General features: G+C 37.0%; 12 protein-coding genes, 3 tRNA genes and 1 riboswitch. Of the genes, 4 read left to right on the top strand and 11 right to left on the bottom strand.

Going from position 1 to position 13,825, the window contains the following annotated elements; all coding sequences use genetic code 11:
• The first annotated feature begins 184 nt into the window (after positions 1-184).
• Complete coding sequence (locus tag HNR52_RS08225; protein WP_435620267.1) at positions 185-784, top strand: HD-GYP domain-containing protein; 600 nt, start codon at positions 185-187, stop codon at positions 782-784.
• A gap of 113 nt (positions 785-897) precedes the next feature.
• Here HNR52_RS08225 and metK read toward each other — a convergent pair whose 3' ends face one another.
• The 6 genes from metK to HNR52_RS08195 form a co-directional block, all read right to left on the bottom strand.
• Positions 898-2,085 carry a methionine adenosyltransferase gene (gene metK, locus HNR52_RS08220; RefSeq protein WP_435620266.1) on the bottom strand — a complete coding sequence of 396 codons (1,188 nt, stop codon included), beginning with the start codon at positions 2,083-2,085 and terminating at the stop codon, positions 898-900.
• A 74-nt stretch (positions 2,086-2,159) separates the two neighbouring features.
• A riboswitch (SAM riboswitch) is annotated at positions 2,160-2,261 on the bottom strand.
• A gap of 128 nt (positions 2,262-2,389) precedes the next feature.
• Complete coding sequence (locus HNR52_RS08215) at positions 2,390-2,893, bottom strand: rubrerythrin family protein (RefSeq protein ID WP_013788650.1); 504 nt, start codon at positions 2,891-2,893, stop codon at positions 2,390-2,392.
• A gap of 19 nt (positions 2,894-2,912) precedes the next feature.
• Positions 2,913-3,413 (bottom strand): peroxiredoxin, encoded by a 501-nt coding sequence (locus HNR52_RS08210; RefSeq protein ID WP_435620265.1) that lies wholly within the window; start codon positions 3,411-3,413, stop codon positions 2,913-2,915.
• Positions 3,414-3,637: 224 nt separating this feature from the next.
• Positions 3,638-3,723, bottom strand: a tRNA-Tyr gene (locus tag HNR52_RS08205).
• A gap of 45 nt (positions 3,724-3,768) precedes the next feature.
• Positions 3,769-3,844 (bottom strand) — tRNA-Val (locus HNR52_RS08200).
• 5 nt (positions 3,845-3,849) lie between these two features.
• A tRNA-Pro gene (locus HNR52_RS08195) sits at positions 3,850-3,925 on the bottom strand.
• Between the two features lie 320 nt (positions 3,926-4,245).
• Here HNR52_RS08195 and HNR52_RS08190 point away from each other — a divergent pair.
• Positions 4,246-6,615, top strand: coding sequence for a phosphodiester glycosidase family protein (locus HNR52_RS08190; RefSeq protein WP_435620264.1), 2,370 nt, complete (start codon positions 4,246-4,248; stop codon positions 6,613-6,615).
• A 23-nt stretch (positions 6,616-6,638) separates the two neighbouring features.
• Here HNR52_RS08190 and HNR52_RS08185 read toward each other — a convergent pair whose 3' ends face one another.
• Positions 6,639-7,304 (bottom strand): hypothetical protein, encoded by a 666-nt coding sequence (locus tag HNR52_RS08185; protein WP_013788653.1) that lies wholly within the window; start codon positions 7,302-7,304, stop codon positions 6,639-6,641.
• A gap of 75 nt (positions 7,305-7,379) precedes the next feature.
• Between HNR52_RS08185 and yyaC the strand changes: the two genes are divergently transcribed.
• Positions 7,380-7,925 carry a spore protease YyaC gene (gene yyaC, locus HNR52_RS08180; protein ID WP_013788654.1) on the top strand — a complete coding sequence of 182 codons (546 nt, stop codon included), beginning with the start codon at positions 7,380-7,382 and terminating at the stop codon, positions 7,923-7,925.
• Positions 7,926-7,931: 6 nt separating this feature from the next.
• Here the strand turns inward: yyaC and HNR52_RS08175 are convergent, their stop codons facing one another.
• The 3 genes from HNR52_RS08175 to HNR52_RS08165 all read right to left on the bottom strand — a co-directional run bounded on the left by HNR52_RS08175 (position 7,932) and on the right by HNR52_RS08165 (position 11,549).
• Entirely contained in the window at positions 7,932-9,386 is a 1,455-nt protein-coding gene (locus tag HNR52_RS08175) for a Gmad2 immunoglobulin-like domain-containing protein (RefSeq protein WP_435620263.1), read from the bottom strand.
• 81 nt (positions 9,387-9,467) lie between these two features.
• Positions 9,468-10,862 (bottom strand): sensor histidine kinase, encoded by a 1,395-nt coding sequence (locus tag HNR52_RS08170; RefSeq protein WP_435620262.1) that lies wholly within the window; start codon positions 10,860-10,862, stop codon positions 9,468-9,470.
• 9 nt (positions 10,863-10,871) lie between these two features.
• Entirely contained in the window at positions 10,872-11,549 is a 678-nt protein-coding gene (locus HNR52_RS08165) for a response regulator transcription factor (RefSeq protein WP_013788657.1), read from the bottom strand.
• 99 nt (positions 11,550-11,648) lie between these two features.
• Between HNR52_RS08165 and nagA the strand changes: the two genes are divergently transcribed.
• Positions 11,649-12,797: an N-acetylglucosamine-6-phosphate deacetylase gene (nagA, locus tag HNR52_RS08160; protein WP_435620261.1), complete on the top strand. Its 1,149-nt coding sequence runs from the start codon at positions 11,649-11,651 to the stop codon at positions 12,795-12,797.
• A gap of 2 nt (positions 12,798-12,799) precedes the next feature.
• Here nagA and HNR52_RS08155 read toward each other — a convergent pair whose 3' ends face one another.
• Positions 12,800-13,810, bottom strand: a complete 1,011-nt coding sequence (locus HNR52_RS08155; protein WP_013788659.1) for a LacI family DNA-binding transcriptional regulator — start codon at positions 13,808-13,810, stop codon at positions 12,800-12,802.
• Between the last annotated feature and the right edge of the window lie 15 nt (positions 13,811-13,825).

The raw sequence follows: 13,825 nt of genomic DNA, 5'->3' as shown, positions 1-13,825 counted from the left end.
CCATTTTTTTTTTTTTTTTTTTTTTTTTTTTTTTTTTTTTTTTTTTTTTTTTTTTTTTTTTTTTTTTTTTTTTTTTTTTTTTTTTTTTTTTTTTTTTTTGAATTTTATTACAATGCATGAAATTATTGACTACTCCAAAGAATTATAATATAATATTAATTGTCGAAAAAAGGGGAAAAATGAGATGAATTATGATGAAGAAAAACTGATGTCGCATCTTTTGATGTCATTAAAGAATTACCATTACGAGACGTACAAACATAGCATAAGAGTCGCAAAATTGTCATACAATGTAGCGAACATGATGCGACTTAACATGAAGGAAAAAATAGCAATATATAAGGGTGCATTACTGCATGATATAGGCAAAGTGATGATTCCAATTAATATTCTTGCAAAACCAGACAAACTTACAGAATTAGAATACGACGTCATGAAATTGCATCCCATATACGGCGCCGATATACTTGAAGCCTTGACCCCACTTGTATACTTGACGTCTACTGTGCTATATCATCATGAAAGGCTTGATGGGACAGGTTATCCTTATGGTTTAAAAATCATTCCATTTGGTGCACAGATTGTAGCAGTGTGTGATTCTTTCGACGCAATGACAAACGATAGACAGTATAGAAAAGCTAAAAACACTATTGAAGCAATACGTGATTTGAGAGAGTGCGATGCAAAATACAATCAGATGCTTGTTTCAGCATTAGAAAACGTGATTAAAACAAATGCAAAAGTTTTTGGAAAAAATAGAGAAAGCAATGGAATAGCCATCTAATTTATGCTATAATAAAAGTAGCGGAGCGTACAATTTTTATAAAAACTGCGGCTATAAATATAAATATACATAAACGCCGCAAAGCCCGGAGTTTCCTCCGGGCTTTAAAATTATTATTTATTAAAAGCAAGTTTTTTCAATATTTCAGCTCTGTCAGTTCTCTCCCATGTAAGGTCAAGATCTGTTCGGCCAAAATGTCCATACGCTGCAACTTGTCTATAAATAGGCCTTCTTAAATCAAGATCTTTTATGATAGCAGCAGGTCTTAAATCAAATACCTTTTTGACTATTTCAGATATCTCTTCATCAGATATCTTTCCAGTGCCAAAAGTATCTACATTGACTTCTAATGGTGTAGCTACGCCTATAGCATATGCCAATTGAACTTCACACTTTTCAGCAAGTCCAGCAGCTACAATGTTTTTCGCTACATACCGTGCAGCGTACGCAGCAGATCTGTCAACTTTCGACGGGTCTTTGCCAGAAAAAGCACCACCGCCATGTCTTGCATATCCACCATAAGTGTCGACTATTATCTTCCTTCCTGTAAGGCCACTGTCCCCTTGCGGTCCACCAACTACGAATCTTCCTGTCGGATTTACATATATCTTCGTATCTTCATCAATAAGCTCTGGTGGAACGATAGGTTTTATTACATACTCTTTTACATCATTTTCAATCTTATCATGATCAACGTCTGGCGAGTGTTGTGTAGATACGACGATTGAATCAACTCTTTTTGGTACGTCATCAACGTACTCAATCGTCACCTGTGTCTTGCCATCAGGTCTTAGATAATCTAAAGTGCCATTTTTCCTTACCTCTGCTAATCTGCGAGCAAGTCTATGGGCTAATGATATTGGAAGAGGCATAAGTTCAGGCGTCTCTGTACATGCGTATCCAAACATCATACCTTGGTCTCCAGCGCCTTGTTCTTCCAGCTCATCGTGGGAGATGCCTTTTTTAACTTCCAGAGCCTTATCAACTCCCAATGCTATATCTGGAGACTGTTCATCTATTGATGTAAGCACAGAGCATGTGTCAGCATCAAAACCGTATTTTGCCCGCGTATACCCTATCTCTTCTATAACCTTTCTTGCAATTTTGGGTATGTCAACGTAGCACTTTGTGGATATTTCGCCCATTACCAATACCATACCTGTCGTGACAGCAGTCTCACAAGCTATCCTCGCATAAGGATCATTTTTTAGGATCTCATCTACAATAGCATCAGATATCTGATCGCAAATTTTATCTGGATGTCCTTCAGTAACTGATTCTGAAGTAAAATACTTTTTCATTCGTATCCTCCTTTTTAAATCACATAAAAGACCTAAAACAAAATAAAACCTCTCCAAAAGAAGAGGCACATCCACCCTCATCTTTCAGAAGCGAACTTCTGCGAGAATTAGCACCTTGTCGTAAAACAGGTTGCCGGGCTTCATAGGGCTCCTCCCTCCACCTCTCTTGATAAGAGTTTCACTTATTTAACTTAAAATATAATATCACAGTACAACAAATAAGTCAATTAAAAATTAAAAAAGTGCTTGATGACAATCAAGCACTTTAAAGTTAATATATGATAATGAAGGGGTTTTATGCCTTTTAGAATACAACAAACTTATCTCTTGGAGCTCCACATACTGGACATTTTTCTGGAGCCGTATCAATTGCCGTATACCCGCAAACTGGGCAAATATACACTTTAGATATAGCTATGTCTTCATTTTTAAGTGCCGCTGCTTTTGCATCTGTATACATCTTAGCATGTAACTTCTCAGCTTCAAGAGCATAGTTGAAGCTTTTATCTGCAGATTTCTCCTCCTGCAGATCTGCTACAGCTTTATATGCTGGATACATTTCTTCTACTTCAAATGTCTCACCTGCTATTGCCTTGTCAAGATTTGCTACTGTGTCTTTCACTTCGCCTAATGTCTTGTAGTGATTTGTAGCATGAACTAATTCGGCGTAAGATATAGCTCTAAAAAGCTTTGCTATGTTTGGCTTACCCTCCTTTTCAGCCACATCAGCAAAAATTTGATACCTCATGTGAGCCTGGCTTTCACCTGCGTATGCATCGCTTAGATTTTTTGTCGTCATTTCTCTCATTTCAAAATCTCCTCCTTTTTTAATCTAATACTTTGTCCCCTGGTTTCCAACCTACAGGGCAAGCATGACCTGTTTGAAGTGCATTAAGCACTCTCAATATTTCATCGACATTTCTGCCGATTACTGGCTCATGTACAACTTCGTAATCAACATTTCCCTCAGGATTAATGATGAATGCAGCTCTCAATGCTATACCAGCATCTTCAATAAGTATTCCATACTGCTTTGTGACTTCTTTGTTGTAATCAGATAAAAGCGGAAAATCAACACCACCAAGACTATCTATCCATGCCTTGTGCGAGTAAACGCTATCTGTGTTAATACCTAATAACTCAGCATTGAGCTTGTCAAATTCAGGTTTCATCCTGTTAAACTCAGGTATTTCTGTTGAACATACTGACGAAAAGTCAAGTGGATAAAAGAAAAGTACTACCCATTTACCTTTATAATCGCTTAAGGATATTTGACCTTTTGTGCTTTCTAACTTAAATTCAGGAGCTTTCTTACCTACCAACGACATATGTACCCACCTCTCATCTATTCTTAGTCAATCATCACATCGGATAAGCTATTAATATTTTATTTCTATTAATAACTATTTTCCCTTCACAAGTATTATTATACATCAATTATTTTTTATGTCAATAGGATTTGGAAAATATTTTATCGATGTCTTTGAAAATCGTTACTATGAGGAAATATTGAAAGGCAAAATAAAAAAAAGGCCCTTTAGCCTTGTATTCATGGTGGAGGGAGATGGATTCGAACCATCGAAGGCACCAGCCAACAGATTTACAGTCTGCCCCCTTTAGCCACTTGGGTATCCCTCCATGATTATTTTATTTTAATGTGAGAAAAATCTTCACAAATAGAAATGGTGGTCGCAATAGGGCTCGAACCTATGACCCCCTGCTTGTAAGGCAGGTGCTCTCCCAGCTGAGCTATACGACCAATCATGGTCGGGGTGGAGGGACTCGAACCCCCGACCCCATGCTCCCAAAGCACGTGCGCTACCAACTGCGCTACACCCCGGCGTCTCGCGACATATTTGATTATAGTTGAAATCTATCAATTTCACAAGATTTATTATTCCTCATTTTAGCCGGTTTCCATAAGTTAATTTGGTATTTTTTCGATATCTTTCGCTTATACTCCATTTATCTTTTATAATCATTATACGCAATTTAGGCAATAATAATATCAGTTTTTATTTTTATTTTATGAAATTGTAACACGGCTGTAATATACAAAAGGTACAATATGGTTATATGCTATGGAAAATTTATCAACAGCGCTAAATTGCCGAAGATAAGTTTTAAAGAGCAATTGCTAAATACATAGGAGGGATTTTCTTGAAGTACCGAAAAGTTATAAGCATGTGTATATATTTAATAATTATTTTTTCATCGATTTTTATGAATGGTATTGTTGCAGATGCTTACACCGTAATAACTTCAAATGAAAGCCAGCAAATATTAAGTAAAGGTGTTACAGAAAAGAATATTACATATTTTACGACAGATGGTTTTATCAATATCAATGTTTTGGATGTGGACTTAAGCGACAGTAACACATCAATATCCACTATCTTTAATCCATCAGGTTTTAAAGACAGAATGGATGTAGAAGACATGGCAAATGGCAACGGTGCTATAGCCGCAGTAAATGGCGATTTTTTTGACACGAAGCAAGGGTTTATCGTAGGAGCATCGGTTAAAGACGGAAATCTTTTAACTGTCCCATACTATCAAGGGAATTACGCCACATTTGCCATTGACAAAAACAACGTGCCATCAATAGGATATTGGAAAAGCACTTCTCTTAGCATAACACTTCCAGATGGCAATCAAGTTCCCGTAAGTGCTTTAAACAACGTAGGTTCCATAGGCAGTGGTACATCTTGCGTCATATTTACGAAAGACTGGAATGATGAGACACCGGGTCTAAGCGATAGCTATAAAGACCTTGTTGAAGTATTGGTTGACAAAAACGACAGTGTCTTAGAGGTAAGGCAAAGCCAAGGTCCCGCAGCGATTCCCGATGGAGGTTATTCTATAGATGCAACAGGCGACGTAGCAAAGATTTTATTAAATCTAAAACAAGGAGATAAAATCATCAAAAATATCTCTACAGACCCTCCATTTGACAACTTTAAGATGGCTGTAAGCGGAGGAACCATTTTGGTACAAAACGGTTCAATACCGTCGCAATTTACCGACAATGTAGATGGCATATACGCAAGGACAGCTATAGGCTATACTGAAGATAAGAAGCATGTAATAATAGCAACAGTTGACAACGCCAACACGAGAGGGATGACAGAAAGTGAATTAGCGCAGCTTATGTTAAGCTTAGGCGCTTATGATGCTATGAACTTAGACGGTGGCGGCTCAACTCAAATGGCCATAAGACCTTTAGGAGATAGTCAAGCAAAGGTCCAAAATGAAGTTCCTGGCTTCGAAAGAAATGTAGCCAACGGCGTTGGAGTATTCAACACAGCACCAACAGGAAATCTATACGCCATAAAAGTTGAAGCAGATAGCCCAAATGTCTTTGTAGGCACCCACAGAGCAATCATCGTAAAGGGATATGATGCAAATTATCAACCAGTAAAAATCGATCAAAACTCTGTATCATTTTCTATAAGCGGCATAGCAGGAAGATTTGATGGAAATGAATTTATGCCTCAAAGTGCAGGTGACGGCGTAATAATAGCAAGAGTAGGCAATGTGACTGGTACATTGAAAATAAAGGCTTTAGATGCTATAGCAGACATAAGATTTACACCTTATTCGGTCAATGTCGATAAAGGCGGGACTGCATCAATATCTGTGATAGGGAAAGACATAAACGGCTATAGAGCACCTATAGAAGACCGAGACATAAGCTGGACGGTTTACAACAATGTGGGCACTATTTCAAATGGAGTCTTCAAAGCATCAAATATCGATCTATCTGGTGCTTTGTCGGCAAATATAAATGGAAAAGTGGGCAATTTAATGGTAAAAGTGGGACAAGGATCAGATTTTGACGTATCACAACTTCCAAAGCCATTGGACTTTGAATCTATTGACAGCAAAAATAGAGAAGTAAGCGTCAGCAACACTAACGATTCGTTTAAATTCATGGTATTTGGGGACACAGATTACAATACGCTTTTGAAGCTTCAAATTTCTTTAAAAGCTGCCAGCATAGCCAATAAAGGCTATCCTTTAGTAGTTTTCACAGGGGATGTAAATGACAAAGTCTTAAAATCACTTACGATTCCGTATATAAAAGCAGGTAATTCTTACGGAGTATATGACTTTAGAAATTCGACATTTATCATGTTGGATGATACTAATGGAGGTTTGCTATCATCCAATAAAGACCAGTGGAGTTGGTTTCTAAACACATTAAACAACGTAAAAGGAGATAATCTATTTGTAGTTTTGCCAAAACCTGTATGGGGCTCCGATGGATTTAAAGATACAAGAGAATCTCAACTGTTTGAGGATACACTGCAAAAATTCAAAGAAGATACAGGTAAAAACGTATGGATAATATACAATGGCGACACACCTTTCTATACAACCTTAAATGATAGCATAAGATATATATCTAATTACGGAACAAATTATGACGGTGGCAATATAGACATATACAATAATGCAAGATACATTTCAATAATGGTAAATGGAAAAGACATTTACTATCAAGATAAGAATTTGTTTACAAAGTAAAAGATGCGCTTTATGCGCATCTTTTACTTTGATGTATTTTTCTCGTCAAAATACTTTTCTACCACACTCTTTAAAAAATCTATATCACTTTCTGACAGGTGCTTTTTAAGTATATCCATCATCTCATAACTTTCTTTTTGTGTCACACCATCTTGAGACATTTTCATGATCTCTCCTATGCCTGAGGGACCTAATTTCATCAATATGCTTATAGCCTTAGATTTTGTTGTAAAATCCATCTCTCTTTGAACGCTTAATATTTTTTCAGGCGTTACAACTATTCTATTCAAGTTTAAATTTTCACTGCTTTCTTTTGAATTGTTGTTGCCGTTTATATTTGTAAAATTTCTGTTCCTCTCTTGAATCAATTTCTCCAGCGATTTCTCATCAAATTTTCTTGTGTCATTTTCCTCACTGTTCTTTCTATCAGAATTTTTCTTCTCGCTTTTTTCATTATCTACTGCTGATTTATCTTCATCTTCTTTCAAATTTGGAGTGGTATTGAAAACAGGAACCTGCAACTCATTTTGATTGATTTTACCCGTAGATGAATAGTATGTACTTTTATTTACCGGTTTTAAGACTTCGTTTGGAGGTGGCTGTTCTTTTATAAAAATATCAAGCATAAATATAATACTGACAACCGTAATAGCGATGACGAACCCAATGCTACAGATTGATTTTTTCACCAAAAACACTCCCTTCGAATACTTTTATTATTTCATCCTTAACAGCATTTAATACAAATTTTGGAGGAAGATTTTATGGATGAATTGCGGGTTAGATATGACGACAAAAACGCCATCAATCTCATGTCAGCGTATTTAGCAGAGCAGATAAACTTTGATTCTGTGATACTTTGCATAGGAACCGATAAATGCATCGGAGATTCGTTAGGGCCTATTGTAGGAGACATGATATCAAAAATGACCAGCGGCATAAGCGTATATGGAACATTAAAAAATCCGATACATGCAATGAACCTTGAAGAAAACATCGCACACATTAAGAAAAAGCATCCATACAGCAACATCATTGCTGTTGATGCTTGCCTTGGAGATAAAGACAACATAGGTAAAATATCCATAAAAAAATCGCCGATATATCCAGGCAAAGGAGTAGGAAAAGTATTGCCTGCCGTCGGCGACATATCTATAATAGGCGTGATTGACGCCTTTGACATAATACCTGTACATAATACAAGGCTTGGATTTGTATTTGAGATGGCAGAAGTCATAGCCATGAGCATACATAGAGCTTTTTATTTGAAAGCAACCATAAAAAATAACTCTGACGTAAGTCAGAGCTAATCTTTTTTACTTTAGGTACAATGGTATTGACACAAGATCTTGCACAGAGCCATCTTTTGGGCTTAATGAAAATACCTGCAGTGTGCCATCTTGTGGTGTTGATAATGGATTGTACTGTATGTCTGCTTGAAAATCTCCCCACGATGGTGCACCAGCACTTGCCTGCACAGATGTCTGCGTCAATATATTGCCATTTGAATCCAACAGCCTTATATTAACAACAGCTTCAAAAACCCTGGCCTTTCCTACCACTTTTATAGGGCTTGTAACGCTGTTGTTTCTCATAGGCGACAACACGATTATGTTTGCCTCCTGGCTACTGTAGGATGTAATTGTGTTTTTGTCAGAATCAATCACAGCCCGCGCTTCTTTGTTTTTCGTCAAAATCATGCCAAGCTCATCACCTACTTTTATATCTGTAAAATCCATGTCTGTCTCTGAATACTGGTAACCACCTTGACTGTCGTAGCCGATCTTTGACTGGCGGTGTATTATGGCATTTGGCAACACCTTAATATCTGGACCTGCTACATTATTTATATCACTTGTATCTTGGTATTCCCGCTCTATCGTAACGACTCTCGTATCGTAATTGATGGCTTGTACGATGCCATATATGAATGTTTCTCCTTTTGTAGGGTCTGCTTCAGGTATCTTCGTAAATTTCGGCTTAACATCACTTATAACCCATATATTGCCTTCCTTATCGCCTTCTGGTTGGACAAGTGTCACAAGATAAGACTTATTGTCATGGATAGCATTTATGAGTGCAATTCCACCCTTTTTAGATTCCAATGAAAAATCGTCATCAGGCGAAAATCCAACAATGCCGCCTTCCTCTTGTATTACTTTCATCGGATCCAATCTCCATGAATCTTTTCCAAATGACGTACTCTCCTGAAGTTTTTTAATCCTGTCCTTATCGATGTACACTTCTCCTGTAAGCACAATCCTATTCAATGGATCAAGGCCTATTTTATAACCATAAAGTGAATCTATCTTGTTACCTTCCACTAAAATCTGGACACTGTTTATGTTTGGAAGTCCAGTAAGTGTATTTACGAGTGCAGCGACCATGTACTTAGCTGTAGTCCCATCGATGCTTGTTGAAGATGTATAATCTTTAGAAAAGTTGACATATGCTGTAGTATCTTTCAACTGAACCGATAGAAGCTTTGTGTTGTCAGGAATTATAGGTTTTGAATATTGATCTGAAGGGCCTTTCATCAATTCATTTATCACCTGTTTCAGTAAGTCCGCATTTTCGGATACGCTTCTTACTTCCATATTCAATCCTAACATCTTGCTATTTAAAAAATACAGCGAAACTTCTTTAACAGCTTGAACAGTAGATTTCGGGCTTATAGGGGCATTTTTTTCCGTCTTAGTTTTCGTATTTGTAAAACAACCTGACAAAGAAATTGCAGCGATCAATATCAAGACTAAAAACGCCTTCTTCATTGTTATCCCCTCCTAAAAATATGATACAACATTTTTATTACACCTGTATTAACAGAACCTTAAAATTTAATAAATTTTTGTTTAAATGTTCTTAACCGGAATCGTTATGTAGAAAACGGTGCCTTCGCCGACGGTGCTTTTAACGTCTATGTGTCCTTTATGCAAATCTACAATCTCCTTTACTATGGCCAAACCCAATCCAAAACCTCCAGTCTTTTGAGATCTTGCCGTATCGCCTCTGGAAAACCTTTCAAACACCTTAGGTAGCGTTTCCTGACTTATTCCTATTCCTGTATCAGATATGGTGATGTAGACATTTTTATCATCTGAATCAAGAGTCAGTTTGACCGAGCCGCCACTTGGAGTGTACTTTATGCCGTTTTCAACAACATTGTATATCATCCTGTAAAATCTATCTGCATCAACATCTGCAAAAATGTTTTTCTCGTTTTCAAATATCAGTGAAACACCTTTTTGATCAGCTATGGCTTCAAGGTTTTCAATGACATTGTAAGCAATCTCAGTAATATTTTCCGTTTTATTTTCGATCGAGCGTATTTTGTCAATCTTTGCTAAAACCAGCAATTCATTTACAAGCCTCGTCATTCTGTCAACTTCAGAATTTATGTCCTTTAAAAACTCCTTATACACAGATATATCGACATTATCACTGGATATAAGCGGTTCTACGAGGGCTTTTATTGCCGCCAATGGCGTTTTAAGTTCATGCGATGCATCAGAAACAAATCTTTTTCTCTCCTCGTCTATCTTCATAAGCTTAGTACCCATATCGTTAAATGCATCTGCCAGCCTGCCTATTTCATCATTTCCCTTAACATCAACTTTGTAGTCAAATTTACCTTCGGATATTATCTTTGTAGCGTCTGTAAGCCTTTTTAAAGGCTTAGTTATAAATGCAGCGACTATTAAGCTTAATATGCTTACAATTGAACCTATGGCAGTAAATGTGTATATCATCTGCATTTTAATAGAGTACAAAAAATTCATCACGTCATCAATAGACGTAGATAATAGGACGCTCCCTACAATCTCATTTTTTATAGTCACAGGAACGGCAGAATACATGGTCCAACCAGAACCTGTGATGTAATGTATGCTTGTAGAGCCTGTCCCTTTTAAAGCAGATTTAATATCACTGTAGTTATTTATATCTTTGCCTTCAATACCGCCATTTCCTGCAGAGTCAACTATCACTTTTCCATTTACATCAGTAAAAAGGATCCGCGAGTTAATCTGGTTTGCATAGTCAACAATGGTAGGCTCAATCAAATACGAGGAGACGCCTATAAATTTAGAAACCAAATTTGCAATCATATTAGCCTGAGTCAAATTAGTAACTCTTTCATTTGCAAGGTAGCTTTCATAAATATTGTTGAAAAGATAAATACCTGTAGAAGCTAACGAAACTATTAGAATAATAAAATAAATCGAAAATATCTTCCACCTTAAACTCAACGTATCACCCTATTTCATGTAGTAGCCAGAGCCCCACTTTGTGAAAATATGCTTTGGATTTGCCGGGTCATCTTCTATTTTCTCCCTAAGCTTTCTTATATGGACATTTACAGTATTCGTATCTCCATAAAAGTCAAATCCCCATATTAAGTCCATCAGTTTGTCCTTAGAATAAAGCTTACCCGGATTCGAAGCTAAAAGAACTAATAATTCAAACTCCTTATTTGTAAGATCGATGTCTTTGCCATTCTTCTGGACTATTTTGTCAGGAACATTTATCGTAATATCACCTAACTTGATTACGTCGTGCTTTTTTACATAAGGCGTCGTTGTCCTTCTAAATAAAGCTCTGATTCTGGCAATCAATTCCCTCGTGTTGAAAGGCTTTGCAAGGTAATCATCTGCTCCCATCTCAATGCCTACTATCTTATCCACATCTTCACCTTTTGCTGTAAGCATTATAATAGGTATATTTGAAAATGACCTTACCTCTTTGCAAAGTGTAAGACCGTCGATTTTCGGCAGCATCAAATCTAATATAACTAAATCATAATTGCCATTTTTAATTTTTTCCAAACCTTCTTCGCCATCATAGGCACAATCAACGTAGTATCCTTCTTGAATGAGTGATAGCTTTAACCCTTTTACAAGCATTTCTTCATCATCGATAATTAAAATGTTTTCCATAGCCGATACCTCCATTTTTAGTATATCATATTCTATGTAAAAATTGTATATAATTGATTTTATGTTTAAATAAGTCTACAATTTAATTGAGGTGATAATATGAAGACGCTAATTGTAAATGGCAGATTATTAATTGACGGAAATATAGTAGACGGCAAAGATGTATTGATTGAAGGAAATAAAATAAGCGCTATCGGATGTGGTCTTTATGGCGACAACATAATAGATGCTGAAGGAAACTACGTATCACCAGGTTTCGTAGACATACATATACATGGTTCTTCCGGATTTGATACAATGGACGGTACTTTTGAAGCAATAAATGCAATATCGAAGTCTGTGGCAATGCACGGCACCACGTCATTTCTCCCTACCACTATGACGGAAGATAAAAACAAAATCAAAAATGCTATAAAAAATGTGTTTTACAACAAAGACCGTGTTGAAGGTGCTGAAATCTTAGGCGTACACATGGAAGGTCCTTTCATAAACCCAAAACAAAAGGGAGCGCAAGATGATAAATTCATTTTAAAACCTACAGTAGAAAATTTCACTGAAATTTGCGGCGAATACATGAATATTGTGAAACTTGTAACAATAGCACCTGAAGTTGATGGAGCATTAGAGCTTATACGTTATTTAAAAGAAAAAAACATCGTCGCATCTGTTGGACATACTGATTCTACTTATGATGATGTGGCTTTAGGATACAAAGCAGGTATAACACACGCCACCCACGTCTTTAATGCCATGAAGGGGTTTCACCACCGTGAAGTAGGAACAGTAGGAGCAGTCTTCGATCTTGACATAAGCGCAGAAGTGATCGCTGACGGAATACATTCCGTCTTCCCAGCCATAAGGACACTTCTAAAGCTAAAAGGCAAAGAAAAAGTAAATCTTGTAACAGATGCAATGATGGCTGCAAACTTAAGAGATGGCCTTTATCAGTTGGGTGGTCAAGACGTATACGTCAAAGACGGTGCTGCAAGACTAAAAAGCGGAGTCTTGGCAGGAAGCACCCTTACATTAGACAAGGCTATCAAGAATATTTTATCCAATACAGATTTATCATTACCTGAATCTGTCGCACTGGCGTCTTACAACAGTGCAAAAGTAATAGGTGTTGATGACAGAAAGGGCCTTATAAAAGAAGGATACGATGCAGATATAGTAATCTTTGACGAAAATATAGAGATAAAAAAGACGATTGTCGGTGGGAAAATCGTCTATGAAAAAAATAGCCAATAAGGCTATTTTTTTTCTTCACCATATCCTGTTGATTCTCTGACAATAAGCTGATGAGGCAAAACCACGTGCATATCATCAATAGGCTCTTTAGCAAGCAATTTTGTCATAAGTCTCATACTTACAGCGCCTATATCGTATGCAGGCCTTTGAATAGTAGTTATAGTAGGCCTAAACATATATGAAAGATACGTGTTATCAAACCCGATAACATGAATGTCTTCAGGCACGCTAAATCCAGAGTCAAATATGGCATTTATTGCAGCGGCAGCCATCTCATCTGATGCTGCAAAAACAGCGTCAACATTGTTTTCCAAAAGCTTTAGCATTGCAAGGTACGCTTGCCTTGCTTTGAAACTGCCTTCTACAACAAGCGACGGCTTAAATCTTATTTTCGCCTCAGATAAGGCTTCTTTGTATCCATTTATCCTCTGTACGCCCCCGATAGGATCATCAGCAGGTCCAGATATCATACCTATCTTCTTGTGCCCTAAAGAAATCAAATACTTCACAGCATCATAGGAAGCTTTTTTGTTGTCTATATTGACATTTGGAAACTCCGACTCAGCATCCTCTGTGCCTGCTAAGACAATCGGTATACCTATGTCTTTTAGCTGCTGCTTTACTGAATCTCTAATTATATCGCCCATGTATATGATGCCATCAACTTGTTTTTCGCTAAGTATCTCTATATAATTCATCTCTTTTTCTTCTTTTTGGTCTGTGTTGCACAGAAATATATTGTAAGAATACATGCTGGCAATGTCTTCTATGCCTCTTACAACTTCAGGATAAAAAGGACTTGATATGTCAGGCACAATAAGCCCTATCGTGTGAGTCTTCTGTATCTTCAGGCTTCTGGCTAAAGCATTTGGCTTATAGCCTGTCTTTTTTATGGCATCCAACACCCTTTGCTTTGTCTCATCAGTAACAACAGCGCTGTTATTTAAAACTCTCGACACTGTAGCTATAGAAACTTTCGCTTCCCTGGCCACATCTTTAATAGTAGCATTCACTCTTTACCACCTCTA

This window comes from Thermoanaerobacterium thermosulfurigenes (genome assembly GCF_051201035.1).
In the GTDB taxonomy this organism is placed as follows: Bacteria; Bacillota; Thermoanaerobacteria; order Thermoanaerobacterales; family Thermoanaerobacteraceae; genus Thermoanaerobacterium; species Thermoanaerobacterium thermosulfurigenes.
The sequence above is the reverse complement of the archived record's forward strand: the minus strand, read 5'-3'. Positions and strand labels throughout refer to the sequence as shown.